Genomic DNA, 26,181 nt, shown 5'->3' on the forward strand with positions numbered 1-26,181 from the left:
CTCGGCCCCGTGCTGATGGCGACCGAGCGGCTCACCCTGCGACGATTCCGGGCATCCGACGCGCCCGTCCTGGCGGCCTACCGGTCCGACCCCGAGGTGGCGCGCTACCAGTCATGGGACGCGCCGTTCCCGCTGGAGAAGGCGGAGGCCGCGGTCCGCGACTTCGCGGCCGGCTCGCCGTCCGGGGCCGGCTGGTTCCAGTACGCGATCGAGCTCACCGCCGAGCAGACCCTGATCGGGGACGTCGCGGTGCGGCTGCACGACAACCTCAGGCAGGCGGAGATCGGGTTCACGCTCGCCACCGCGTACCAGAGGAGGGGTTATGCGACCGAGGCCGTGCGGGCCGTGCTGGACCGCCTGTTCCGCGTGCAGCGGCTGCACCGGGTGATGGGGGAGTGCGACGCGCGCAACGCGCGGTCAGCAGCCCTGCTGGAGCGCCTGGGCTTCACCCGCGAAGGCCTGCTACGACAGCAGACATACCTGAAGGGTGAGTGGACAGACGACCTCCTGTACGGCTTGCTGGCCACGGAGTGGCCAGCAAGCCGCGATCTTGTGGAGTTCGGCCGCGTCGTTCCTGGCGAACTCCACAAGATCAGCGAGGATCAGCCGTCGTAGCGCAGCCACACCGCGCCCAGCGGAGGAACCCGCAGGGCGGCGGAGGCGTCGAAACCGTGCCAGGCCAGGTTCTCGGCGTCGACGGCGCCGAGGTTGCCGACGCCGGAGCCGCCGTAGAGCTCGCTGTCGGTGTTGATCACCTCGGTCCACCGGCCGGGCCGGGGAAGGCCGATGCGGTAACCCTCGTGCGGGATGGCGGCGAAGTTGACGACGCACGCCAGGGCATCGCCGTTCGGCGTGAACCGGACGAACGAGAACGTGTTGTGCTGCGAGTCCTCGCTGGTGATCCACCGGAAGCCGGACGGCGTGGTGTCCTGCGTCCACAGCGCCGGCGTCTCCCGATAGACCCGGTTCAGGTCACCGACCAGGCCCTTGATCCCGCCGAACTGCGGGTCCTGGAGCAGGTCCCAGTCCAGGCCGCGTTCCTCGCTCCACTCCCGGAGGTCGCCCATCTCGGAGCCCATGAAGAGCAGCTGTTTGCCGGTGAACGCCCACATGAAACCGAGCAGTGCGCGCGTGTTGGCGAGTTTCTGCCACAGGTCGCCGGGCATCTTGCCGGTCAGTGAGCCCTTGCCGTGCACCACCTCGTCGTGACTGATCGGCAGGCAGTAGTTCTCGCTCCACGCGTAGACGGTGGCGAAGGTCATCTGGTGGTGGTGCCACTGCCGATAGACCGGCTCCTTCTCCATGTAGGAGAGGGTGTCGTTCATCCAGCCCATGTTCCATTTGAAGCCGAAACCGAGGCCGCCGAGATGGGTGGGACGGGTGACGCCCGGCCACGCGGTGGACTCCTCGGCGATCATCATCACGCCGGGGTGGTTCTTGTAGACGGTCGCGTTCGTCTCCTGCAGGAAGCTGATCGCGTCGAGGTTCTCCCGGCCGCCGTACTGGTTCGGGGTCCACTCGCCTTCCTTGCGCGAGTAGTCCAGATAGAGCATCGAGGCGACGGCGTCGACCCGCAGGCCGTCGGCGTGGAACTCCTCGCACCAGTAGAGGGCGTTGGCGACCAGGAAGTTGCGGACCTCCTTGCGGCCGAAGTCGAAGACGTACGTACCCCAGTCGGGTTGTTCGCCGCGACGCCAGTCGCCGTGCTCGTAGAGCGGGGAGCCGTCGAACCGGGCCAGCGCCCACTCGTCCTTGGGGAAGTGGGCGGGCACCCAGTCGAGGATCACGCCGATGCCGGCCTGGTGCAGCTTGTCGACCAGGTGCCGGAACTCGTCGGGCGTGCCGAACCGGGAGGTCGGGGCGTAATAGCCGGTGACCTGGTAGCCCCAGGAGCCGCCGAACGGGTGCTCCATCACCGGCATCAGCTCGACGTGGGTGAAGCCGGTCTCCACCACGTACTCGACGAGCTGCTCGGCGAGCTCGGTGTAGGACAGGCCCGGCCGCCACGAGCCCAGGTGCACCTCGTAGCAGCTGATCGGCTCCTGGTGCCACGACTTGCGGGCCCGCTCGCGCATCCAGGCCTCGTCGTGCCACTGGTACGACGACTGGTAGACGACCGACGCGGTGGCCGGCGGCACCTCGGTGTGCTGGGCCAGCGGGTCGGCGTGCTCACGCCACACCCCGTCCCGGCCGAGAATCTTGAACTTGTACTTGCTGCCGACGTGCGCGGCCGGCACGTACAGCTCCCAGACGCCGCTGGACCCGAGCGACCGCATCGGCCACCCGTCGAACGGGCCCCAGCCGGTGAAGTCGCCGATCACCTGCACACCGCGGGCGCCCGGCGCCCAGACCGCGAAGGCGACACCGGTGCCGCGCGGCTGCGCGCCGAGGACACGCCACAGGTGCTCGTGCCGGCCCTCACCGATCAGGTGCAGGTCGAGCTCGCCGAGGCTGGGCAGGTGACGGTACGGGTCGTCGTACTGCGTCCCGTCCACGTCGAGCCGGTAGTCGAGCACCGTGCCGGGCAGCTCGGCCGCGAAGATCCCGTCCGGGTGGACCAGCGTCGTCTCGTACCGTTCCCCGTCGTGCAGCACGGTGACGCTCGTGGCGCCCTTGCGGAGGGTGCGGATGACGGTGCGCCCGCCGTGTGGATGGGCGCCCAGGACGGCGTGCGGGTCGTGGGAGTCCCCGGCGATCACGCTGTCCATGGCGCGTTTGTCGGCGGCGAGACGAGAAGTGGTCTGTCCGATCATGATCTTGGGGTGCCCTCCGGGATTCATCCGACGAGCCGGGCGATCGACCGCAGGGGGATCCGCAGCCAGCCGGGCCGGTGCCGGGCTTCGTACGCGGCCTCATAGACCGCCTTGTCCAGCTCGTACGCCGCCAGCAGCGCACGGTGAGCGCGCGGGTCGCTGCCCGCCACGTGCGTGTATCCGTCGCAGAACGCCTCCCGGTTGCGGTCCACCCACTCCCGGGCGCGTGCCGCGAGGTGTTCGTCGTCGTCCTGGTCGACCAGCAACTGGTAGGCCGCGTACTCGTAGGAGCGCAGCACGCCGGCCACGTCGCGCAGCGGCGAGTCGGGCAGCCGCCTCTCGTCCAGCGGCTGGCCGGGCTCGCCCTCGAAGTCGATCAGCAGCCAGCCCTCGGGAGTGCGCAGCACCTGCCCGAGATGCAGATCGCCGTGGACCCGCTGAACGTCGACCTGCTCGCCGGTGAGGCTCGTGAACCGCTCGGTGATCGCCGGGACGTACTGCTGGAGTTCGGGCACCGCGTTGGCGGCGGTGCGCAACCGGGCCAGGACGGCGTCGACCGGGAACGGCGACGGGCCGGTGCCCAGCTCCGCGGCGAGCGTCAGGTGCACCGACGCGACCGCCTCGCCGAGCCGGTAGGACTCGCCCTGGAAGTCGCCGCCCACCTCGTCGGCCGCGTACGCCGCGTCGGCGAACAGGTCCCGCGCGGACGCGGTGGCCATCGCCCAGCCCTCCGCCGAGTTGACGGCGTATTCGGTGGCCATGCCGAGCGAGCACGAACCGGCGTCGTCGGCCGTCTGGAACGAGCCGAGCAGCCGTGCCACGTGCGGGTTCTGTGCCCGGCCGAGCACCTGGTTGAGCTCGATGTCCGGGTTGATGCCGCAGGTGACCCGCCGGAACAGCTTGAGGATCGCGTCCTCGTCGAAGATCACGCTGGTGTTGCTCTGCTCGGCGTCGAACACCCGGGGCCAGGCCTCCAGCGGCAGCACGACACCGGGCTCCTTCTCGAAGCCGATGTCACCGACCGGCTCGGACCGGTCGATCAGCCCGAGCAGATAGCGCGCGGCCGCCGGATCGTAGAGGGCGTCGTAGCCGACCCGGCCGTCGTCGGCGGTGCCGATGGTGGCCACCGCGCTGTACTCCGGTATCGGCCCGGCGCCCCAGCCCACCAGGACCTGGTATCGCTCGGAACTGCCGTCGGTGTACTCGACGTCGACGAGGACCAGTTCCAGGTCATCGCCCAACGGCGTGGCGGACGCCTCCTTGACCGAGGACAGGACTCGGCTGCGCCCGGCGTACCAGCGCTGTTTCGGTAACCACTCGGCGAAAGGCAGCGTCATTGCTTCTCCTCCGACCCGCACAACTGGAACCAGTAGAACCCGTGCCCCGGGAGCGTCAGCAGGTAAGGCAGTTGCCCGATCCGGGGGAAGTTGACGTGTCCGGTCAGCTCCACGGGTGTGTAACCGTTCCAGTGCTGCAGGTTCAGCTCGATCGGTTGCGGGAAGCGTGACAGGTTGTTGACGCAGAGCACCACGTCGTCACCGATCTCCCGCAGATAGGCGAGGACCGACGGGTTGGAGCCACCCAGCTCACGGAACGTGCCGACGGCGAACGCCTCGTGCCTGCGGCGGACGGCGAGCATGGTCCGCGTCCAGTTCAGCAGGGAGGTCGCGCTGTCCCGCTGGGCCTCCACGTTGACCGCCTGGTATCCGTACACCGGGTCCTGGTTGACCGGCAGATAGAGCCGGCCCGGCGTGGCGGTGGAGAAGCCGGCGTTGCGGTCCGGGGTCCACTGCATCGGGGTGCGCACGCCGTCGCGGTCACCGAGCCAGATGTTGTCGCCCATCCCGATCTCGTCGCCGTAGTAGAGGACCGGCGAGCCGGGCAGCGACAGCAGCAGGGCGGTGAACAGCTCGATCTGGTTGCGGTCGTTCTCCAGCAGCGGGGCGAGCCGGCGGCGGATGCCGACGTTCGCCTTCATCCGCGGGTCCTTGGCGTACTCGGAGTACATGTAGTCGCGTTCTTCGTCGGTCACCATCTCGAGCGTCAACTCGTCGTGGTTACGCAGGAAGATGCCCCACTGGGTGTTCTCCGGAATGGCCGGGGTCTGCGCCAGGATCTCCGAGATCGGGAAACGCGACTCGCGCCGCACCGCCATGAAGATGCGCGGCATCAGCGGGAAGTGGAACGCCATGTGGCACTCGTCGCCGCCGGAACGCGCGTCGCCGAAGTACTCCACCACGTCGGCCGGCCACTGGTTCGCCTCGGCCAGCAGGACCCGGCCCGGGAACTCGTCGTCGATCACCTTGCGGCAGTGCTTCAGGAAGTTGTGCGTGGCCGGCAGGTTCTCGCAGTTGGTGCCCTCCTCCTCGAAGAGGTAGGGCACCGCGTCCAGCCGGAATCCGTCGATACCGAGGTCGAGCCAGAACCGCAGGACGTCGAGCATCGCCTCCTGCACGGCCGGGTTCTCGTAGTTGAGGTCCGGCTGGTGCGAGAAGAACCGGTGCCAGTAGAACTGCCGCCGCACCGGGTCGAACGTCCAGTTCGACTCCTCGGTGTCGACGAAGATGATGCGCGCGTCCTTGTATTTGTCGCTGGTGTCGTTCCAGACGTAGAAGTCGCCGTACGGCCCCTCCGGGTCGTGCCGGGACGCCTGGAACCACGGGTGCGAGTCGGACGTGTGGTTCATGACCAGGTCGGTGATCACCCGGATGCCGCGCTTGTGCGCCGCGTCCAGCAGGGCCACGAAGTCCTCGACCGTGCCGAACTCCGGCAGCACCTTGTAGAAGTCACGGATGTCGTAACCGCCGTCACGCAGCGGAGAGTCGTAGAACGGCGGCAGCCAGAGGCAGTCCACCCCGAGCCACTGCAGGTAGTCGAGCCGTTCGATGAGCCCCCGCAGATCGCCGCCGCCGTCCGAGCCCGAGTCGTAGAACGCCCTGACCAGCACCTCGTAGAAGACGGCCCGCTGGAACCAGGTCCGGTCCGCGGGAAGGGCCCTGGCGTGCCCGAAATCGTCGGCGCTCGGGTGTTCGACCACCCCGTCCTCGGTGTGACTCCCGTCAGACGGGTCGTGCTCGGTCGGCAGCTCCATCGTCTTTCTCCCCCTACCCCGCCTGAACGACGAAGATGTGCGCCGGCTCGACGTACGGGTCGATCCGGACCGCGTTGTACTGACCCCACTCGTAAGTCGCCCCGCTGATCTGGTCGACCACCGTGAAACGCTCGTGCCAGTCCATGCCCAGCGCCGGCATGTCCAGAGTGGTGTTGCCCCACTGCACGTTGCTGCTGTCGAACGAGCAGATGACCAGGACGGTGTTGCCGGTGTCGGGATCCCGCTTGGAGAAGCAGAGCAGCGCGCCGTTGTCGATCTCGTGGAACCGCAGGTTCCGCAGCCAGTGCAGGGCCGGGTTCTCGTCGCGGATGCGGTTCAGCTTGGTCAGGTAGGGCGCCAGCGACCGGCCGGTGCGCTCCGCCGCGGCCCAGTCCCGCGGCTTCAGCTCGAACTTCTCGTTGTCGATGTACTCCTCGGCGCCGGGCCGGGCCACGTGCTCGAACAGTTCGAATCCGGAGTAGAGGCCCCACGACGGGGTGAGCATCGCGGCCAGCGCGGCGCGGATCTTGAACATCGGCGGACCGCCGTGCTGCAGCGACTCGTGCAGGATGTCGGGCGTGTTCGGCCAGAAGTTCGGCCGCATCCAGTCGATCGAGGTCAGCAGCTCCTGCATGTACTGACGCATCTCCGCGGCGGTGGTGCGCCAGGTGAAGTACGTGTACGACTGGGTGAAGCCGATCTTGCCGAGCCCGTTCATCATCGCCGGCCGGGTGAACGCCTCGGCCAGGAACAGCACGTCAGGGTCGGTCTCCTTGACCTTCGGGATCAGCCACTGCCAGAAGTTGACGGCCTTGGTGTGCGGGTTGTCGACCCGGAAGATCTTGACGCCGTTGTTCACCCAGTGCATGACCACGCGGTAGACCTCGTCGCGCAGCGTGCGGTAGTCGTTGTCCCAGTTGATCGGGTAGATGTCCTGGTACTTCTTGGGCGGGTTCTCGGCGTACGCGATGGTGCCGTCGGGCTTGGTCGTGAAGAACTGCGGGAACCGCTTGACCCACGGGTGGTCGGGCGCCGCCTGCAGGGCCAGGTCCAGAGCGACCTCCATGCCGAGCTCCTCGGCCCGCTCCCGGAACCGCCGGAAGTCGTCGAGAGTGCCGAGCTGCGGGTGGATGGCGTCGTGGCCGCCCTCGTCGGAGCCGATCGCCCAGGGCGAGCCGACGTCCTCCGGGCGGGCCACCAGCGTGTTGTTCCGCCCCTTACGGTTGATCTTGCCGATCGGGTGGATCGGCGGCAGATAGACCACGTTGAAGCCCATCGCCGCGATGGCCGGCAGCCGCTGCGCCGCGGTAGCGAACGTGCCGTGCCGGATCGGCGTCGCGTCCGGGCCGATCTCGGCGCCCTCGGAGCGGGGGAAGAACTCGTACCACGACGAATAGAGAGCGCGGACCCGATCGGCCCAGATGGCGAACGAACGCGTCGTGGTCACCAGGAGCCGCACCGGGTTGTGCCAGAGCAGCTCCTCCAGGTCCAGAGCCGGGGTGACCCGGGCGAACAGCGACTTCTGCTCGTCGCGCAGCGCGGCCGCGGCGTCGCGGACCCGGTCCTCGAACTCCGCCGGCACGATCTTGGTGGCCAGGTCGAGCACGTCGGCGCCCTCGGCCAGATCGTTGAACAGATCTTCGGCGCCCTGTCCGGCGCCGATCTTCTTCACCACGGCGTCGCGCCACGTCCGGTACGGATCGTCGAACGCCTCCACCGTGAACGTCCACCGGCCCACACTGTCCGGGCGGATCGCGGCGTGCCACTGGTCGAGGCCGGGCTCGCCCGGGGTCATGCGGGTGAACGGCTGGGTCTCGCCGTCGGGGCCGCGCCATACCACGTTCACGCCGAGCGCGTGGTGACCTTCGCGATAGGACACCGCCGAGACGGGAACCAATTCACCGACCACCGCTTTAGCGGGGTAGCGGCCACCGGCGACAGCCGGTGTCACGTCTTCGATGGGGAAGCGACCGGTCATGATCTCCACCGTAGTCAGAGGGCAGCCAGAGGACTCGACGACCGGGAAAACCACCGCCGGCGTCTCTATGACTTCTCCGCAGTGGAGGCTTTTGAAACGGCCGATCGCCGATGCGTCCAACCTACCGGAGGCGGGTGCCTACGGCGCATCCAGACGCGGCCGCGCGCCGCCGGAAAACACGACAATTTCACCTGCCGGCAACAGACGTTCATCGGGACCCGGCGGCAGCGGCGGCACCGTCAGCCCGCCCCTCACCGAGATGCGACACCCTCGGCGGTACGGCGTCCGCGCCCCTCTCCGCCACGAGCGACGACGGGAGTGCGTTGGTTGCGGTGCGTTGCCATTGAGGAACCGTGCTCAAGAACGGCGCCGTGCCACCGAGCTATATCCCTGACGCCACCGGATCCCGGCGGCGCCTGAGGGAGGAGCCCCACGTGACAGGTCCGTCCACCGCGTTGTCGCCGGTCATCGCTGCCAGCACCCACTGGCTGGCCCGTGCCTACCCCGGTGGCGATTCCAACACGGTGGCGCACACCCTCGCCGAACTGCAGGCCCGGCAGGCCGTGACCGTCGCCGCATGGCTCCGCTACCCGACCGAGATCGACGCCGCGCTCGTCGCGATCGCCGGCCCCGGTGGCTCGGCGATCCTCGACTGGAAGGCCGGCAGCGAGCCCGACGACGAGTTCGCCGACGGCGAGGGCTGGCGCACCTGGGTCGACGAGGTCGTCGTCAGCTGGGCCGCCTGCCTGCTAGCCGACCCGCTGCTCGCCCGCCGCGGCGTCGACTCGGTGATCGCCGCGATGCCGGTCCAGCAGGACCACCGGCCCCGCCCGCACGCCCGCCGCACCACCGGCACCGGCATGCCCACCGAGTTCCGCCGCCTGCTGCAGCCGGACTCCCGCGACCGCGAGGCCGCCGCTCTGCTGCGCCACCCGGACCTGCTCGACCCGATCGCCTCCCTGCACCGCGACACCCTGCTGTACCTGCTCGACGCCGAGCCGGCTGACCTCGCGGTGAGCTGACCGGCCTTCACTGTCGCTCTGATTCGGCTTAGATCCGGTCGAATACCGTCTTTCCCTCCCGAGGTCTTGCGCTTGCGCGTCTGACCGCCGGAACGGGGGGGTCCCAGGCCGCGAGGCCGGCACCGCCCTTGTCCTCCTGGGTGCCGGCCTCGCGGCCTCTTTCGGCGTTGCGGGACGGGACTCGTCCAGCGGTCGTGAGGGAGCGGCCCGCTACTCGGCGAGGCGGGCCGGGAAGCCGCCGGTGGCGATCGGTCCCCAGGACTCGATCGTCACGCGGATAAGGCATTTGCCCTGGTCGCGCATGGCTTGGCGGTACTCGTCCCAGTTCGAGTGCTCGCCGGAGATGCAGCGGAAGTACTCCACCAGCGGTTCGACGGCGTCGGGGAGGTCGATGACCTCGGCGACGCCGTCGACCTGCACCCACGGGCCGTTCCACTCGTCCGACAGGACGCAGAGGGTGACCCGCGGGTCGCGGCGGATGTTGGCGACCTTGGCGCGCTCGGGATAGCTGGAGATGACGATGCGGCCCTCGTCGTCGACGCCGCACGTGTTCGGCGACGACTGCGGGCGCCCGTCCTTACGGGTGGTCATCAGGATCGCGTGGTGCCGCGGGCGCAGGAACTCGACGAGTTCCTCCCGTCCGACCCGGTCGTTCGTCGCGATGCCGCGCGCCATGGCCGATCCCTTTCCTCAGGCTTGCGGGGCGGGCTCGGCGGCGTCGACCTGGATGGCCCCGGGGTCCTGCGGGCCGGGGCCGGCGGCGGCCTGGCCCGCGGCGATCGCGGCGCCGATGATGCCGGCGTTGTTCAGCAGGGTGGCCGGAACGATCGGGGTGCGGATGTCGAGCAGCGGGAAGAACTTCTCCGACTTCTTGCTGACGCCGCCGCCGACGATGAACAGGCGCGGGGAGAGCAGCATCTCGACATGGCGCAGGTAACGCTCGACGCGGGCCGCCCACTGCTCCCAGCTCAGGTCCTCCACCTCGCGGGCGCGGTCGGCGGCGAGCAGTTCGGCGTCGGCTCCACCGAGCTCCAGGTGACCGAACTCGGTGTTCGGGATCAGGACGCCGTCGAGGAAGAGGGCGCTGCCGATGCCGGTGCCGAAGGTCAACATCATGATCAGGCCGGACTGGTCGCGGCCCGCCCCGAACGCCACTTCGGCCACACCGGCCGCGTCGGCGTCGTTGAGCACCGTCACGGGCTTGCCGAGCCGCTCGGTGAACAGCTGCGCCGCGGGCGCGTCGACCCAGGACTTGTCGACGTTGGCCGCGCTGCGGGTCACACCGTCGACGACCACGCCCGGGAACGTCACGCCGATGCTGCCGAAACCGTCGAACTGGGCCGCCACCTCGGCGACCGCCTCGATCACGCTGTCCACGTCGGCGGGCTGGGGGGTGGGCACACGGACCCGCTCGGCGAGCAGCTCGCCGCGCGCCGGGTCGACCGGCGCCCCTTTCACGCCGGAGCCGCCGATGTCGATGCCGAGGATGGTCATCCGTCTTCCCGTTCTTCAGGTTGTCCTACGCCGTTGCTGTCTACCACGTGAGTGCGACCTTAAATCTCGCGCTCTGGAGGACCTCACCGGCCGGACACCATAGGATGAATTCGCTCCGTGGTTCCCGTATTCACGCAATGTCACTCATACTTTCGGCTAGGCATCGCTAGGCTTCACGGCTAGCGTTGCACTTCAGAACGGTCGCCGCGTGCGGGCACGGCTCTCTGCCCGTCTGATGGAGGACCACTCATGACCCTGCTGGAAAAATCGCCCGTCGAGACAGCACCCGCTGTGACACCACCCGTGGTCACGCCGCATCACCCCGCGCACTCGGTGCCCGGGTCGACCGCGTCGGACCTCCTCGCCGCCATGGCGTCGGCTCCACCGGGCCGGCAACGGTCCCGCTTGCGGGACCGGGCGATCGAGGCGTGGCTGCCTCTCGCCCGCCACCTCGCCCACCGCTACTCGGGCCGTGGCGAGCCCACCGACGACCTCGTCCAGACCGCCACCGTCGGCCTCATCAAGGCCGTCGACAAATTCGACCCCGAGCGCGGCGTCGACTTCGCCGGCTACGCCATCCCGACCATCATCGGCGAGATCAAGCGGCACTTCCGCGACCGCACCTGGTCGGTCCGCGTGCCGCGCCGCCTTCAGGAGCTGCGTCTCGCCATCACCGAGGCCAACTCGACCCTGACCCACAGCCTCGGCCGTTCGCCGACGGTTCCCGACATCGCCGTCCACCTCGGCATCAGCGAGGAGGACGTCCTCGAGGGGCTGGAAGGCGCCCGCGCCTACAACGCCACCTCGCTGTCCACCCCGATCAGCGCCGACGGCACCACCGAACTGGGGGACACCCTCGGCGGGGAGGACCACGAGTACGAGATCGCCGAGACGCGGGTCGCGCTCGGGCCGGCGCTGGCCACCCTCGACGAGCGGGAGCAGCGGATTCTCACGCTGCGGTTCTACGGCAACCTGACCCAGTCGCAGATCGCCGACCAGATCGGCATCTCCCAGATGCACGTGTCCCGCCTGCTCACCAAGGCCCTCGGAAAGCTGCGGCGCCAGCTCGCCGACTGAAACGGCGTGGCAAGCGACCGGGACGGTGTGCGAAACGACGCAAACGGCATGAGGGAACCCCGCGGACCGGCCTGGTCCACGGGGTTCTCGCGTCACTGGGCGCCGCTGGCCTGCCAATTCAGGCTGATGAGCAGCGTGCGGGCCTCGTCGGCGACCTCGGTGTCGGCGTGGACCTCGTAGGTCGCGGCCTGCAGCGAACTGCGGGAGGTGAAGTCGCGGCGCCCGCCGGTGGCGGCGTGGGCGATGGCGCCGAAGATCGCGCCCCAGATCGCGCCGATGATCACCGTGGTGAGGAGCACGGCGATCCAGCTGGAGTCGCTGAAGATGCCGAAGAAGAGGCCGATCAGCAGACCGAACCAGGCGCCGCTGGCCGCGCCCGCGAGGGCCGCCCGGGCGGTGGTGAGCCGGCCGAGGACGTTCTCCACGAGGCGCAGGTCGGTGCCGACGATCGAGGTCCGCTGGACCGGGAACCTGTTGTCGGAGAGGTGGTCGACGGCCTGCTGGGCCAGGGCGTAGTCGGGGTACGTGCCGACCACGACGGTCGGGCCGCTCCCCATGCCGGTGCCGGTGGTCTGGGCGGGCAGTGCGGGAACCGCTCCGGCGGGCCCGGGCGGAACCGCGGCGCCGGCCGGGTCTCGGGTGGGCGGGACGTTCGCCGCCTGCTCCCGGGTGGGCGGGAACGAGGTGTCGCCGGTGGGGTTGGTCATGCGGACTCTCCCTGAGGGGTGCGGGCGGAGGCGGAGGGTTCGCCGGCGGTCAGGCGGACCCAGGCGATGAAGGAGACGGCGACGGCGGCGACGATGCCGGCCACGCCGGTGAGGAAGGCGAAGCGGCCGGAGACCAGATCCGGCAGGGGCCGTTCGGACAGCGCGACCGCGCCCATGCCGAACAGGGCGGTCGCGGCGGCCAGCGCGGCGGTCACCCCCAGGACCACCATGACCAGGCGGTTGGGCAGGTGGATGGGGCGGGACGGGCCGGTGCGGCGCAGGCGCACCCCGAAGACCGCCAGCGAGCCGCAGGCCAGAACGATGAGCAGGGCGGCGATGACGTCGCTGGGGCGGTGCCACTCGGCCCAGACGGTGGCCACCGAGACGACCGTCACGTAACCGGCCCCGGCCAGGCCGACGGTGCCCCGGAGCGCCCGCGGGAGGACCAGGACCAGCACGAACGCGGCGGTGGCGGCGGCGGTCGCGTGTCCGCTGGGCCACGAGTTGGGCGCCGGGAAGCCGTCCAGGTCGGGGCGACCCAGGTGGGCCTTGAGCTGCTGGGTGACGAGATTCGCGCTCACCACCACGAAACCGGCCGCGACGGCGAGGTCGAGGCGGCGGCGCACCACACCGAAGATCGCGGCGAACACGCAGACGATCGCGAGCGCGGCGAAGCGGGTGGCGTCGAGGGTACGGGTGAGCACCGCGCTGACCCGCGGATGGTCGAAGTCGCCACCGCGCAGCGCCTCGGTGTCCACCGACTGGCCCAGGGCCGTGCCGACGAACAGCCGGTGCACGGCGAACGTGCCGGCCACGGCGAGGGCCGCGAGCAACAGCGGGGTGATGGTGTGCCACACGCTGCCCGCCGGCGTGCGGGTGGTGACCGTGCGGGACTCGACAGCGGTCATCGGGAACCTCTCCTGGACTGACGATGCGGACACGCTTTCCCCAATCCGCACGATTTCCAAGCACGGCAACGCGGGCGCACCCGTTCGAGGCCCGGAGGTGCAACGCGCGGGATGGATCTTCGTAACCGACGACGACGGGAATGTCCGTCTTTGCCGGTATGAAGGGGACTCGTTCATGAGCCACACCACCCGACGACTGCTCACCGGCGCTGTGCTGGTGCTTGCCGCCGGGGCCGGGGCGGTGGCCGCCCCCGTCGCCGCTGCGGCGGCCGGATCCACGGCCACCGTCGACGTGAACAGCGAGCTGAAGGCGCGGTCGGCGCCCCGCCTGACGGCGAGCGTGGTGGGTACGCTCACCGACGGCCAGAAGATCGCCGTCGACTGCGCGGTGACCGGTCAGGGCGTCCGCGGAAAGGTCCGCACCACCACGCAGTGGGACCGCCTGGTCGATGGCCGCTACGTCTCGCACGCCTATGTCCGGACCGCGGCCGTCATCCGGCCCTGCGGCACGCAGGCCGGCGCGACGGCCGCGGTGACCGGCAAGGTGCGCACGGGCGACGGCCCGGTCAATGTGCGCAGCGGCCCGTCCTCGGCGCACGCCGTGGTGCGCAAGGCCACCGACGGCGCCGCGGTGAAGATCGCCTGTGCTGTGCCGGGCGCCAAGGTCAAGGGGACCGTGCGAACCAGCACCCAGTGGGACCGGCTGACCGACGGGCGTTACATCTCGCACGCCTACGTGATCTCCGGCGCCGTCAAGGCGTGCCCGCCCAGCGCGCCCGCGCCCACGGCACCCGCGCCCGCGCCCACGGCACCCGCGCCCGCGCCCACGGCACCCGCGCCCGCGCCCACGGCACCCGCGCCGGTGCTGACCCCGGACCAGTTCATCGCCGCCGCGGTGCCCGGCGCTCAGAAGGGCTGGCGGCAGTATGGTGTCCCGGCGTCGGTGACCATCGCCCAGGCGATCCTGGAGTCGGGCTGGGGCCGCAGCGGCCTCTCCTCGGTGGACCGCAACTACTTCGGCATCAAGTGCCAGAACGGCTACTACGGCACGCACGCCAACGGCTGCCACGTCTACACGACGACCGAGTGCGACAAGGCCGGCAAGTGCTTTCAGATCCGGGACGCGTTCCGGACGTACGCGTCGATGGCCCGCTCGTTCGCCGACCACGGTCACTTCCTGAAGACCAACAAGCGGTACGCCCCGGCGTTCGCCCACACCAGGGACGCGGACAAGTTCATCGAGCAGGTGTGGAAGGCCGGGTACGCCACCGACCCGAAGTACGTGGCCAAGGTGACCGGCATCATGACCAACTGCGATTTGTACCGGTACGACACCTGGAAGTAATACGCGGCTTACGCTCCTTATGGTGGAGCGACGGAGGAACGGAGCGCGGCGGGCCACCGGCCCGCTGCTCTCCGTCTCCGTGCTTCTGGTGGGCCTGGTCGCCACCGTCCTGACGGCCACCGCGCTGCTCTCCGCTCAGCGTGACACCGCGCGCCGGGTCATGGACAAGCGTCACGAGACGGCCCGGGAGGCGATCCGCGCCGAGACCGAGCGATACCACCGCCTGGTCGAGACCCTGGCCGCCGGCATCGCCAACGACGCCGAGCTCACCTGGGAGGACTTCGACGGCGCGACCAGCCCGCTGGTGGACGCGAAGCTGATCGGGGCGGCCCCGCTCGCGTTCGTGGTGCCCGTCCGTACCGAGGATCTCGCCGCCGCCCAGCGGCTGTGGCGCGAGCGCGGCGCCCTGGGCGTGACCTTCCGCCCCGACCCGAACCTCGACGAGCACTACTTCTCGGTGTTCGTCCGCCTGCTCGACGAGGCGGAGCAGGGAGTGCGCTCCGGCTCCGACGTCGCCGCCGAAGAACCGCTGGCGACCACCCTGGCCACCGCGCGCGACACCCACCAGGCCACCGTGTCGGACGCGTACGTGCTGATGCGCGACCGCCAGAAGCCGGCCGCCGAGCAGCAGCAGTCGTTCGTCTTCGCCGCGCCGGTCTGGACCCGGGAGAACATGTCCGAGTTCCGCGGCTGGGTGGTCTCCGGCCTGCGCGGCCGCACCTTCCTCCAGGACATCCTCGGCAAGGCCGGCGAGGGCCAGATCTCCGGCGACCTGGTGTCGGTCAACAGTGACGGCATCCGGGCGACGGTCGCCAGTTGGGCGGGGCCGGGCGAGGCGGACCTGCATCGCTCGGATCCGATCCAGGTCGCCGACCGCGAGTGGATCCTGGAGACCCACGGCGACTCCCGGCATCTGGCCGGCACCGGTTGGTACCTGCCGGTGATCGCGCTGGCCGGAGGCCTCGTCCTGACGGCGTTGCTGGCCTGGCTGGTGCACGTGCTGGCGACCAGCCGGGCCCGCGCCCACGCTCGGGTCGAGCAGGCCACCGCCGAACTGCGCGAGGCCGAGGCGGAGAGCCGCCGCCAGGCCGATCTGCTGGGCGCGATCATGACGACCATCAGCGACGGGGTCAGCGTCGTCGACTCGCGCGGCTCGGTCCTGCTGGAGAACCCGGCGGCGAAACGGCTGCTCGGCCTCAACGAGGTCCCGAACGCCCCGGAGGACTGGCAGCAGCATTTCGGCGTGTACCGGCCCGACGGCCGGACGCCGCTGCCGCTGGAGGAGATGCCCCTCATCCGGGCGTTGAACGGCGAGTCGACCGACGGCGTCGAGGTGGTCATCCGCAACGCCGGCCAGCCCAAGGGCGTGCTGCTCAGCATCGACGGGCGGCCGCTCGACCCGAGCGCCGGCGAGCACGGCGCGGTAGCCGTGTGCCGGGACATCACCGAGCTGCGCCGCTACGAGACCGACCTCTCGATCTTCGCCGGTGTGGTGGCCCACGACCTGAAAGCGCCGCTGGCGTCCGTCCGCGGGCACGCCGAGCTGGTGATGGAGGACCTGCCGGAGACCGCGCCCGAGATGGCCGACGCCCGCGACGGGCTGCGCCGCATCGTGCGTGCCGTGGACCGGATGGACATGCTGATCGAGACGATGCTGGCGTACACCACCGCTCGGCACGCCCCGCTGCGCGCCGTCACCGTCCACCCGGCGCCGCTGGTCCGGGAGATCATCGAGGACCGGATCGCCGGGCTGGGCGCGGACGGGCCGGCGCCCGAGTGGTCGATCGAACCGCTGCCGCCGGTCCGGGCCGACCCGGCCATGCTGCGGCACGTCCTGGACAACCTGATCGGCAACGCCCTCAAATACGTCCGTCCCGGTGCGACGCCACGCGTCGAGGTGGTCGCCGGGCCCGCCGGTCCCGGGCAGGTGCGGATCGAGGTCGCCGACGGGGGCATCGGCATCCCCGACGCGGACAAGCCACACGTCTTCGAGTCGTTCCACCGCACCGAGGCGGCCGCCGGCTACGCCGGCACCGGTCTCGGCCTCACCATCTGCCAGCGCATCGTCCAGCGGCACGGCGGCGAGATCGGCGTCGCCGACAACCCCGGCGGCGGCACGCGTTTCTGGTTCACCCTGCCGGCCGCCGCATCAGTGAAGGAACCCGCCATGACCAGCGCCGACGGAAGTCCGGCCGAGAGCGACGACGCGGTCCGCGAGGCCTTGGAACGCGCCCTCGCCGAGCGCGCCGCGATGGTGGAGGCGGCCCGGCTGCCCGGCCTGGCGATGCCACCCGGGGCCGTGCCGGCCGTCGAGCCGGCGCCCGGCCGTCTCCGCGCGCCCGTCCCGGAGCGCCAGCACCGGGACTGAGCGTTCAAGGCGTGTTTCCCGCACGCCTCAGCCCTCGGTGGCGACCCTCGGCGGCAGCAGCTGTGCGATCAGGGCCAGCAGTTGCGCCGGCACGAACGGCTTGAGCAGGGTCGCTGAGGCGCCCGCGGCCTCGGCCTGATTGTCGCCGGGCATCAGCGAGCCGCTGGCCACCACCACCGGGATGTGCCGCAGCGAGTCGTCGGCCCGGATCGCCCGGCACAGGTCGAGGCCGGTCATGTGCGGCATGTCGACGTCGGTGACGACCAGGTCGGGCCGGTGTTCCCGGATCGCCTGGAGAGCCGCCATCCCATCGGCGGCGGCCACCACCCGGTGCCCGGCGCGTTCCAGGGAACGCTTGAGCACGTACCGGATGTCCTCGTGGTCTTCCGCAACTACGATCACCGTCGGCCTCGTTTCCGCTCGCGCCCGTCCCGTCCACTGGGATACCGAGTCACCCCGCCGTGGGGAAACGGTGGCGCACTCCGCCGGATTACCACCTCGAATGTGGACATCGACGGCGATATGGCTATTTGTGGCTTCCGCGACGCGATCGAACATCGGCCCGGTTGGATGTCAAAGGTGGCCGAAAGGTCGATGTCTTCGTCTTGACCACTGTCAAGACGACCATGAGGGTGTTGGGGTGGAATCTGGGCTGGACAGCGGCGGGACGCCGATGGCGGAATCGGCGGACAAGGAGAAGACTCGCCGGAGTGGACGGTTCCGGGCGATGCCCGGCTGGAAGAAGGCCCTTCTGGTCCTCTCCGTGCTGATGCTCGTGACCGCGGGAGGTGTGACCGGCGGCGGTTACCTCCTCTACAGCCGTTACGAGGGCAAGATCGAGCGCGCCGCCCTGCTGCCGGAGGCTCCGGCCGAGGAGATCGCGCAGACCGAGCGCAACTGGGAGTCGGGCCCCCTGAACCTGCTCCTGCTCGGCTCCGACTCGCGGGCCACCGAGTCCGGTGGGACCAGCCCGATCGGCGAGCGCTCGGACACCATCATGCTGGTGCACATCGCGAAGACCCGGGACAAGGCCGCGATCGTGTCGATCCCGCGGGACAGTTACGTCGACGTGCCGGCGAGCGGCGCCTGGAAGGGCGGCAAGAACAAGATCAACGCGGCCTTCGCGTTCGGCGGGGCCACGCTGACCGCCAAGACGGTGCGCCAGCTCACCGGCGTCCCCCTGGACGGCGCGATGATCGCGAACTTCGCCAGCATCCGCGACCTGGTCGGCGCGGTGGGCGGGGTCAACGTCTGCGTGCCATACGACGTGCGCTCCACCCACACCACGAGGGTCTGGGCGAAGGGCTGCCACGACCTCGACAGCGACACGGCCGAGGACTTCATGCGCCAGCGGTACGACGTGCCCGGCGGCGACTTCGGCCGGATGTACAACCAGCAGCTCGTCGTCAAGGGGATCATCGCCAAGGTGTCGACGAACGGCACGCTGACCAACCCGCTCGAACTCGACAGCCTGATCAGCATCGGAGCCGACTCGCTGACCGTCGACCAGAGCGTCGATCTGCGTGATCTCGCCTTCGCGGTCAAGGACATCAAACCCGCGGCCATCTCGTACGCGACCGTGCCCTACACCTCGGCGAGTCTGAAGACCTCGGCCGGCAGTGCGGTGAAGCTCGACGCGAAGAAGTCGGCGGAGATGTTCACGGCGCTCAAGGACGACACCATCGACCAGTGGCTCGCCGCCAACCCGCAGAAGACCCCGGGTAGCTGACCCGCGGGCGCCCCGCCGGCGCGGCGGGGGCACCACATCCGGGGGCGGTGTTAATCACCAGGCTTTTCCGGCCGGTTGCGCCTATTCTTGCTCCCGCCATGTCGATATCGCCTGCCGCCACCGAGCTGCGTTCCCGCATTTCCGAGTTGTTGCCCCGCGACCAGCGCCGCCTGGCGCGCCGTCTCGACGGAACCCGGCGGATCCGCGACGATGCCGCCCGCTCCGCCGCCCTCGCCGAGATCACGGCCGAGGTCGAGCAGGCGCGGCTGCGGCTGGAGAGCCGGATCGCCTCGCTGCCCCGGATCACGTACCCGCAGGGCCTGCCGGTCAGCGGCCGCAAGGACGACATCGCCGCGGCGATCCGGGACCACCAGGTGGTCGTGGTCGCCGGTGAGACCGGGTCCGGCAAGACCACCCAGATCCCGAAGATCTGTCTGGAACTGGGGCGGGGGATCCGCGGCCAGATCGGGCACACCCAGCCGCGGCGGATCGCGGCGCGCACCGTGGCCGAGCGCATCGCCGAGGAGCTCGACCGGCCGCTCGGGTCGACCGTGGGTTACAAGGTGCGGTTCACCGACCAGTCCGGTGACGACACCATGATCAAGGTGATGACCGACGGCATCCTGCTGGCCGAGATCCAGACCGACCGGATGCTGTACCGGTACGACACGCTGATCATCGACGAGGCGCACGAGCGCAGCCTCAACATCGACTTCATCCTGGGCTACCTGCGCGAGCTGCTGCCGAAACGGCCCGACCTCAAGCTGATCATCACGTCCGCGACCATCGAGACCGAGCGCTTCGCCCAGCACTTCGCCGACGCCGCCGGCGAACCGGCGCCGGTCATCGAGGTGTCCGGGCGCACCTATCCGGTCGAGGTGCGCTACCGGCCACTGCTGACCACCACGGTGATCGACGACGACGAGATCCGGGAGGAGCCGATCGACCAGATCGACGGCATCGCGGCCGCCGTCGACGAGCTTCCCCGCGACGGCGACATCCTGGTCTTCCTCTCCGGGGAGCGGGAGATCCGGGACACCGCCGACGCCCTCAACAAGAAGGACCTGCGCGGCACCGAGGTCGTCCCGCTCTACGGCCGCCTCTCCGCCGCCGAACAGCACCGGGTGTTCGAGCGGCACAGCGAGCGGCGGATCGTGCTCGCCACCAACGTCGCCGAGACCTCGCTGACGGTGCCGGGCATCAGATACGTCATCGACCCCGGCACGGCCCGGATCAGCCGTTACAGCCACCGACTCAAGGTGCAGCGCCTGCCCATCGAACCGGTCTCGCAGGCCAGCGCCAACCAGCGCAAGGGCCGGTGCGGGCGGACGTCCGACGGCATCTGCATCCGGCTGTACTCGGAGGAGGACTTCGAGCAACGGACCGAGTTCACCGAGCCGGAGATCCTGCGGACCAACCTCGCCTCCGTCATCCTGCAGATGACCAATCTCGGGCTCGGCGACCTGCAGAAATTCCCGTTCATCGACCCGCCGGACCGGCGCAACATCACCGACGGCGTCAAGCTCCTGGAAGAGCTCGGCGCCCTCGACGACCGCAAGCTCACCCCGATGGGCCGGCAACTCGCCCAGCTCCCGGTCGACCCCCGGCTCGCCCGCATGGTGATCGAAGGAGACCGGCAGGAGTGCGCCGCCGAGGTCATGGTGATCGCGGCGGCCCTGTCGATCCAGGACCCGCGCGAACGCCCCGCCGAGAAACAGCAGCAGGCCGACGAGAGGCACGCCCGGTTCACCGACAAGGAATCGGACTTCTTCAGCTACCTCAACCTGTGGCGCTACCTGCGGGAGAAGCAACAGGAGCTGTCCGGCAACCAGTTCCGCCGGCTGTGCCGTGCCGAGTTCCTGAACTACCTGCGGGTCCGTGAGTGGCAGGACATCTACTCACAACTGCGGCAGGTCGCCCGTACCCTCGGTCTCTCCCTCAAGGAGGACTGGGAAGCGGGAGTCGCGGCGCAACCGGTGCACACGGCCATGCTCTCGGGTCTTCTCAGCCACATCGGCATGAAGGACCAGGAGAAGCGGGAGTACATCGGCGCCCGCGGCGCCAAGTTCGCGATCTTCCCGGGGTCGGCGCTGTTCAAGCGCCAGCCACGCTGGGTGATGTCCGCCGAGTTGGTCGAGACCAGCCGGCTGTGGGGCCGGGTGAACGCCCGGATCGAGCCCGAGTGGGCCGAGAAACTCGCCCCGCACCTGGTCAAACACAGTTACAGCGAGCCGCACTGGGACGCCAAGATGGGCGCCGTCATGGCGTACGAGAAGGTGACCCTCTACGGACTGCCGATCGTGCCACGGCGCCGCATCGGTTACGGGCGGATCGACCCGGTCGTCTCCCGGCAGCTCTTCATCCAGCACGCGCTGGTCGAGGGCGACTGGGAGACGCACCACAAGTTCTACGCCGAGAACCGCCGGCTGCTGGAGAAGATCACCGAGATCGAGAACCGGGCCCGGCGGCGGGACATCGCCGTCGACGACGAGACGGTGTACGCGCTCTACGACGCCCGGATCCCGGCGGAGGTGGTCTCCGCCCGCCACTTCGACGGCTGGTGGAAGAAAGCCCGCGTCGAGTCGCCCGACCTGCTCACCTTCACCCGTGAAGACGTCGTCAACGCCGGCCGGGACGCGATCGACCCCAACGGGTTCCCGGACGCGTGGATGGTGGCCGGCGGCGTCAGGCTGCCGCTGTCGTACTCGTTCGAGCCGAACTCGCCGGCCGACGGTGTCACCGTGCGGGTCCCGCTCGACCTGATCAACAAGATCGACGGCGACGACTTCGGCTGGTCGGTGCCCGGCTTCCGCAGGGACGTGGTGATCGCGCTGATCCGGGCCCTGCCCAAGCATCTGCGCACCAGCTTCGTGCCGGTGCCGGACTGGGCCGACGCCGTCCTCGACCGGGTCCCGGCCCGGCGGGGGCCACTTCCCGACGCCATCGGCGGCGAGCTGCGGCGGCTCACCGGGACCATCGTGCCCCGCGACGCGTGGCGGCCCGACCAGGTGCCCGACCACCTGCGGATGAACTTCCGGATCGTCGACGAGGCCGGCGAGACCCTGGCCGAGGGGCGCGACCTCGAGGTGCTGCGGCGGCAGCTCGCCCCCAAGGTGCAGGCGACCATCTCCCGCGCCGCCGGAAACCTGGAACGGCGCGGCATCACCGCCAACGACTTCGGGGCGCTGCCACGGCGGGTCGCCCAGGTGCGCGGCGGGTACGAGGTCAACGTCTGGCCGGCGCTGGTCGACGAGGGCGACAGCGTGGCCATCCGGGTGTTCGAGGACGAGGCCTCCCAACGGGTCGCGATGATCGCCGGCACCCGGCGACTGCTGCTGCTCACGCTGCCGCCGGCGGCGCGGTTCCTGCAGGGGCGGCTCGACAACCGGGCCAAGCTGGAACTGTCGCGGGGGAACCCGTACAAATCGATCGCCGACCTGCTCGACGACTGCGCGGGCGCGGCGATCGACCGGCTCGTCGCCGAGGCCGGGGGACCGGTGTGGTCGTCGGTCGAGTTCGCGTCACTGCGCGACACCGTCCGGCAGGACCTGGTCGACGCGGTGGCCAACCTGGTCACCCAGGTGCGGGCGGTGCTGGCCACGGCGTACGACGTCGAGCAGCGACTCAAGTCGTCGCGCGACCCGTCGCTGCTGCCCGCGCTGTCCGACATCCGGCAGCAGCTCAAGGGCCTGGTGCATCCCGGCTTCGTGACCGAGGCCGGGTGGCGGCAGATCCATCAGATGCCCCGCTATCTGCGCGGCATCGTCCACCGCCTGGACCGGCTCGGTGGCAGCCTGGCGCGTGACCGCCAGCTCACCACCGCGATTCACGAGATCGAGTCGGAGTACCGCGAACTGCGCGCGTCGGCCCCGGCCAACGGGCCGGCCGAAGAAGGGCTGCGGGAGATCCGCTGGATGATCGAGGAGCTGCGGATCAACTATTTCGCGCAGGCTCTCGGAACCGCCTATCCGGTCTCCGACAAGCGCGTCTACAAGGCGATGGACGCCCTGCCGATCTAGCGTCCACCCACCGTGGACCGGGCGGGCGACGCGCCTGCCCGATCCGCGGAAGGCCGCAAAGTTGCAGGTCGGTGCGCCCTCGGTGCTGTTCGGTCACGCCTCTGTCGTGGCCGTCCGGCGCCCATTAGGTTTCTCGGCATGACGAACGAGAACCTCACCTTCGCCGCCCCGATCGCCGCCGCTGTCTCCGCCGCCCGTCCGGCCGGCGCCTACCTCGACGACATGATGGCCCGGGTGGGAGTCGACGGCCTCGCCGCCGCGTTCGCCGAGCCGGCTCTGCTGGCCCGGATCGACCAGCACGCCGCGGCGATCCGTGAGGCGCTGCGCGGCGCCGGCCGGTTCGCCGACGCCGAGGGCCTGGCGGCGTACGCGCGGTCGATCGCGGCCGGGGCCGTCCGGGCCGGCCGGCCGCTGCCGGAGCCCGGGTTCGCGCCGATGACGCCCGCCGAGTGGCTGGCCGCCGGATTCCCGCTGCTGCGCCTGGTCGCGGTCTGCCAGATCGCCGAGTCGGAGGGCCTGCTCTGAGGGGTCTCTTTCGTCACGGACCCTCGAACGATCTACATTTTGCGGCTGTTTCTCCCCCAAAACGCCCTTTAGGGCATCTTCTTCTCATGAGGATCTCCAGGCTCTCAGCCCTGACCGTACTGATCACCCTGCCCCTGCTCGGCGCCCCCGCGACCGCGGCCATTCCCGTCGTCGCCCCCACCGCCGTCGAGCCCACCGGCCCGGCCCTGGTCGCCCGCTACAACTTCGACGGCGGCGCGACCGCCGGCAAGATCTCCGAACTCTCCGGGCGCGGCGCCGCCCTCACCGTCCGCGGCAGCGCCAACGGCCAGATCGCGTTCACCACCGAAGGCGCCGGCCGCTTCGCCTCCTTCCCCGGAATCTGCGCGGCCACCGCGACCACCTGCGCCAAAGCGCTCCTGGAAGCACCCGACGACGTCGACCTCGACCCCGGCCTCCGCAACTTCAAGTGGGCGGCGAGCGTACGGATCAACCGAACCCAGCTCAGCGGCAACGCCAACGTCATGCAGAAGGGCGTCGCCAACACCGGTAGCCAGTGGAAGATGCAGATCGGCGGCCGGACCGGCCGTGCCCAGTGCGTGCTCGTCGCCCGCGGCACCGGCCAGACCTTCTCGGTCCTGTCCGCGAAGCCCGTCGCCGACGGCGGCTGGCACCGCATCGTCTGCGAGCGCACCGGCACCACCCTCGCCCTGTCCGTCGACGGCGTGCCCGGCGCCCGGACCACCCTGCCGGCCACCGCCGCGGTCGACAACGCCATGCCGCTGCGCATCGGCGGGCCCAACCTGGCGAAGGACGGCGACATGTACCACGGGCAGCTCGACGACATCTACGCCCAGCTCGGCTGACCAGAGCACGACGGACCTGCCCGGCACCGTTCCCGGTGCCGGGCATCCCTGTCTGCGGCGGTAACGGCCGCGTCCCTGCCGGCCGGGTGATGGGCACGTGCAGGCGATCCCGGTGACGGATCAGCTTCCGCGGAACGCTGCCGGGCAGGGCCTAGCTGCGGCGGAACGCGTAGGAGCGACCGCCGCCGGCTTTGCCCGCCCGGCCCGCATGATCGCGGCCGGAACGCTCGCGGGCCGCCTGCCGGGAATCCCGGGCACCGTGGTGCGCGGCGGCCTGGTCTGTCTGCCGGCCGCCGGACTCACCGGGTTCGTCGGCCTGGCGCAGGGCGGCGGCGAGTTCCCGCTGGGCGATCTCGTCGAGGTTCAGGTGCACAGAGAACGGTTTGGCAGGCATATGGCGACCTCCTTGCGGCTCCACAGGGGAGCTGGGAACGAACGGGCGCGCCGAGCACGGAACGCGCGGAACCGAGCCGCGTCACGGACCAGTCCACCGGCGGGACGCCGTCCGCGGGCGTGCCCGGGGGCGGAGTCCGTGGCCGGGCCGTCCTAGGTGGATGCCCGTGGCGGTCCTGCCTCAGAACGGATGTCCGTGGCCCTTGCCTGGACGGGATCAGCGAACGCGGCGGTGACGGCCGGGCGACGGGAACTCGACTCGCGGAGAGTGGACGAACCGACTCGGCGAGTGGGAGGTGCCGTGAGCGCGACCGAAAGCCCTGACAGGCATGAGAACCCTGCCCGGACGTGCCGGAATCCTCAACGGGAGAGCGAGACTGCCCGCTCTCGCCGGGACCGGCGTGCGGAAGATAGCGCGGCCTGCGAATCCGCACCGGGTCGGCGCGGCGGGCAGGCGGCGGGTCGCTAAGGCATCACAGCATGCGGCCCAGGCTAATGCGGGCCGCGCACCCCTGCCACCCCTTTATCGGTACGGCCTGAGTCGCCCGCGATCGTCAGCGGTCGTACCGGATTCGCGGCGTGCCGCTGGTGGCGGGTGAGCGCGACACGTGGGGCCGCGGCGGCGGTGTGCGGAGCCCGGCGCCGCGCATCGGTGCGGCGGCAGGGGGAGTGCGGCACCACCAGGTCAGCCCGGCGGTCACGTTGCGGCCGGGACCACCGCGGGCATCGCGGTGGGAGCCCGGGGACACCACCGGTGCGGTGGGGGGCGGGCGCACCCGTACCGGAGAAGGGGTTTCGCCATCAGGGTGAGCGGCGCGCGGACGCCGGGCACCGCCGGTGTGATCAGGCGAGCGTGCCGAGGGCGTCGTCGAGCATGGCGGTGGCGGCCGGAAAGTCGATCAGCTGGTCGCGGACCAGGCCCAGGCCGATGCGCAGGGCGATCGGGGGAACGCCGCGGGACCGCAGGACCGACGAGGTCCAGCCGACGAAGTCGGTGAAGATCTGCTGTTGGTGGACGTAGAGGGCGGCGGCCAGGAAGTCGGCGATGTGGCCCAGGTCTTCGGCGGTGGCCTCCAGCTGGGCCTCGTCGTAGTGGTGGGCGCCCGGATAGGCGGCGGGGAGGCGCTCCAGCGCGGTCGCGATGAGCTGCGGGCGGCTGCGGACCAGGTGGGTGTACTCCTCGTCGCCGAGGAAGAATTCGTCGTCGGGCATCGCGAGGTCGATGACGTGGCGCGGCGGCCAGTCGGTGGACAGCCGGGCGACGGCCTCCTCGCCGGTGGCGGCCCACGCCTGGGCGCCGAGGCGTTCGGCGTAGCGCCCGCCGGGGCCGAAGCCGCGCCCGCCGGCGATCACCGGGACGCCGGCGGCGCGGCAGGCGGTGATGGCGGCGTGGGCGCGGGGCAGGCGGGTCGGGATCATGCAACTCAGGGCGACCGCGTCGGGGCCGGTCTGGTGCAGGTGCGTGATCAGGTGCCGGCCGGGGACGCTGGCGCCCAGATAGTCGACCCGCCAGCCGTCGAGGCGCAGCAACTCGGCCAGCATGCGGGCCGGCAGACCGTGCCACTCGCCGTCGACGCAGGCCAGGGCGATGCGGCCGCGAGACGGCGCGGTGGTGGTGCGGACGGCCACCGCGGCGAGGGCGCGTTCGCCGACCGCGGTGGCGGCGTGCTCACGGGCGACCGACCACTCGTTCGCGGCCCACAGCTCGCCGACGCGCCGCTGGGTGAGGGCGATCAGGTCGACGATGATCCGCTGGGCGGGGACGTCGTTGTCGAGCAGGGCGGCGACCAGCGCGGTGGCGCCCTGCTCGTCGCCGTCGCCGACCAGGCTCAGGTAGCGGTCGGCGACGTCCGGGCCGATCGGCGTGATGGTGGAGGCGGGTGCCATCACGGCCGCCGCGGCGCCGAAGAGGCGGCGACGCCGCGGG

General features: G+C 70.5%; 20 protein-coding genes. 9 read left to right on the forward strand and 11 right to left on the reverse strand.

Translation table 11 applies throughout. From position 1 onward, the window contains the following. Window positions 1-15: 15 nt before the first annotated feature. On the forward strand, window positions 16-615 hold the full coding sequence (locus QLQ12_RS21240) for a GNAT family N-acetyltransferase (protein WP_282762015.1): 600 nt from the start codon (window positions 16-18) through the stop codon (window positions 613-615). Here QLQ12_RS21240 and glgB read toward each other — a convergent pair. From glgB to QLQ12_RS21260, 4 genes are read right to left on the reverse strand one after another with little or no spacing between them, the layout of a single operon-like run. Beyond that, window positions 603-2,753, reverse strand: coding sequence for a 1,4-alpha-glucan branching protein GlgB (gene glgB, locus QLQ12_RS21245; protein WP_282761976.1), 2,151 nt, complete (start codon window positions 2,751-2,753; stop codon window positions 603-605). The two genes, QLQ12_RS21240 and glgB, sit on opposite strands and share 13 nt — an antisense overlap. Window positions 2,754-2,776: 23 nt before the next feature. Then, window positions 2,777-4,090 carry a maltokinase N-terminal cap-like domain-containing protein gene (locus QLQ12_RS21250; RefSeq protein WP_282761977.1) on the reverse strand — a complete coding sequence of 438 codons (1,314 nt, stop codon included), beginning with the start codon at window positions 4,088-4,090 and terminating at the stop codon, window positions 2,777-2,779. Next, complete coding sequence (gene treS, locus QLQ12_RS21255; protein ID WP_282761978.1) at window positions 4,087-5,844, reverse strand: maltose alpha-D-glucosyltransferase; 1,758 nt, start codon at window positions 5,842-5,844, stop codon at window positions 4,087-4,089. Before treS ends, QLQ12_RS21250 begins: the two co-directional genes overlap by 4 nt. Before the next feature lie 13 nt (window positions 5,845-5,857). Beyond that, window positions 5,858-7,822, reverse strand: coding sequence for an alpha-1,4-glucan--maltose-1-phosphate maltosyltransferase (locus QLQ12_RS21260; protein ID WP_282761979.1), 1,965 nt, complete (start codon window positions 7,820-7,822; stop codon window positions 5,858-5,860). A gap of 434 nt (window positions 7,823-8,256) precedes the next feature. Between QLQ12_RS21260 and QLQ12_RS21265 the strand changes: the two genes are divergently transcribed. Further along, the gene (locus tag QLQ12_RS21265; protein ID WP_282761980.1) at window positions 8,257-8,844 is read left to right on the forward strand and encodes a hypothetical protein; all 588 of its coding nucleotides are present in this window, start codon (window positions 8,257-8,259) and stop codon (window positions 8,842-8,844) included. A 210-nt stretch (window positions 8,845-9,054) separates the two neighbouring features. Here QLQ12_RS21265 and QLQ12_RS21270 read toward each other — a convergent pair whose 3' ends face one another. Both QLQ12_RS21270 and ppgK read right to left on the reverse strand, forming a co-directional pair. Continuing rightward, window positions 9,055-9,519: a PPOX class F420-dependent oxidoreductase gene (locus QLQ12_RS21270; protein ID WP_282761981.1), complete on the reverse strand. Its 465-nt coding sequence runs from the start codon at window positions 9,517-9,519 to the stop codon at window positions 9,055-9,057. Between the two features lie 15 nt (window positions 9,520-9,534). Next, window positions 9,535-10,338 (reverse strand): polyphosphate--glucose phosphotransferase, encoded by an 804-nt coding sequence (gene ppgK, locus QLQ12_RS21275; RefSeq protein ID WP_282761982.1) that lies wholly within the window; start codon window positions 10,336-10,338, stop codon window positions 9,535-9,537. A gap of 249 nt (window positions 10,339-10,587) precedes the next feature. Here ppgK and QLQ12_RS21280 point away from each other — a divergent pair, with 249 nt between their 5' ends. Beyond that, window positions 10,588-11,415, forward strand: coding sequence for an RNA polymerase sigma factor SigF (locus QLQ12_RS21280; RefSeq protein WP_407651525.1), 828 nt, complete (start codon window positions 10,588-10,590; stop codon window positions 11,413-11,415). Window positions 11,416-11,507: 92 nt separating this feature from the next. Here the strand turns inward: QLQ12_RS21280 and QLQ12_RS21285 are convergent, their stop codons facing one another. After that, window positions 11,508-12,122 carry a general stress protein gene (locus QLQ12_RS21285; RefSeq protein ID WP_407651526.1) on the reverse strand — a complete coding sequence of 205 codons (615 nt, stop codon included), beginning with the start codon at window positions 12,120-12,122 and terminating at the stop codon, window positions 11,508-11,510. Further along, entirely contained in the window at window positions 12,119-13,030 is a 912-nt protein-coding gene (locus tag QLQ12_RS21290) for a phosphatase PAP2 family protein (protein WP_282761983.1), read from the reverse strand. The genes QLQ12_RS21285 and QLQ12_RS21290 overlap by 4 nt, the downstream gene beginning before the upstream one ends. A 175-nt stretch (window positions 13,031-13,205) precedes the next feature. Here QLQ12_RS21290 and gsmA point away from each other — a divergent pair, with 175 nt between their 5' ends. Continuing rightward, on the forward strand, window positions 13,206-14,375 hold the full coding sequence (gene gsmA / locus QLQ12_RS21295; protein ID WP_282761984.1) for a sporangiospore maturation cell wall hydrolase GsmA: 1,170 nt from the start codon (window positions 13,206-13,208) through the stop codon (window positions 14,373-14,375). Between the two features lie 19 nt (window positions 14,376-14,394). Beyond that, a complete protein-coding gene (locus QLQ12_RS21300; protein ID WP_282761985.1) occupies window positions 14,395-16,743 on the forward strand; it encodes an ATP-binding protein in 2,349 nt (782 codons plus the stop codon). Window positions 16,744-16,770: 27 nt separating this feature from the next. On the opposite strand, the gene QLQ12_RS21305 is transcribed toward QLQ12_RS21300, so the two are convergent. Next, on the reverse strand, window positions 16,771-17,145 hold the full coding sequence (locus QLQ12_RS21305; RefSeq protein WP_282761986.1) for a response regulator: 375 nt from the start codon (window positions 17,143-17,145) through the stop codon (window positions 16,771-16,773). 238 nt (window positions 17,146-17,383) lie between these two features. On the opposite strand from QLQ12_RS21305, the gene QLQ12_RS21310 reads away from it, so the two are divergent. The 4 genes from QLQ12_RS21310 to QLQ12_RS21325 all read left to right on the forward strand — a co-directional run bounded on the left by QLQ12_RS21310 (window position 17,384) and on the right by QLQ12_RS21325 (window position 23,861). Next, on the forward strand, window positions 17,384-18,472 hold the full coding sequence (locus QLQ12_RS21310) for an LCP family protein (RefSeq protein ID WP_282761987.1): 1,089 nt from the start codon (window positions 17,384-17,386) through the stop codon (window positions 18,470-18,472). A gap of 98 nt (window positions 18,473-18,570) precedes the next feature. Next, a complete protein-coding gene (gene hrpA, locus QLQ12_RS21315; RefSeq protein WP_282761988.1) occupies window positions 18,571-22,491 on the forward strand; it encodes an ATP-dependent RNA helicase HrpA in 3,921 nt (1,306 codons plus the stop codon). A gap of 138 nt (window positions 22,492-22,629) precedes the next feature. Further along, window positions 22,630-23,016 carry a DUF6401 family natural product biosynthesis protein gene (locus tag QLQ12_RS21320; protein ID WP_282761989.1) on the forward strand — a complete coding sequence of 129 codons (387 nt, stop codon included), beginning with the start codon at window positions 22,630-22,632 and terminating at the stop codon, window positions 23,014-23,016. Window positions 23,017-23,102: 86 nt separating this feature from the next. Beyond that, window positions 23,103-23,861 (forward strand): LamG-like jellyroll fold domain-containing protein, encoded by a 759-nt coding sequence (locus QLQ12_RS21325; RefSeq protein ID WP_282761990.1) that lies wholly within the window; start codon window positions 23,103-23,105, stop codon window positions 23,859-23,861. A gap of 151 nt (window positions 23,862-24,012) precedes the next feature. Here QLQ12_RS21325 and QLQ12_RS21330 read toward each other — a convergent pair whose 3' ends face one another. After that, window positions 24,013-24,255: a hypothetical protein gene (locus QLQ12_RS21330; RefSeq protein WP_282761992.1), complete on the reverse strand. Its 243-nt coding sequence runs from the start codon at window positions 24,253-24,255 to the stop codon at window positions 24,013-24,015. A gap of 842 nt (window positions 24,256-25,097) precedes the next feature. After that, the gene (locus QLQ12_RS21335) at window positions 25,098-26,141 is read right to left on the reverse strand and encodes a cobalamin B12-binding domain-containing protein (protein WP_282761994.1); all 1,044 of its coding nucleotides are present in this window, start codon (window positions 26,139-26,141) and stop codon (window positions 25,098-25,100) included. Window positions 26,142-26,181: the final 40 nt, after the last annotated feature.

It is taken from the genome of Actinoplanes sandaracinus (assembly GCF_030009775.1).
Lineage (GTDB): Bacteria > Actinomycetota > Actinomycetes > Mycobacteriales > Micromonosporaceae > Actinoplanes > Actinoplanes sandaracinus.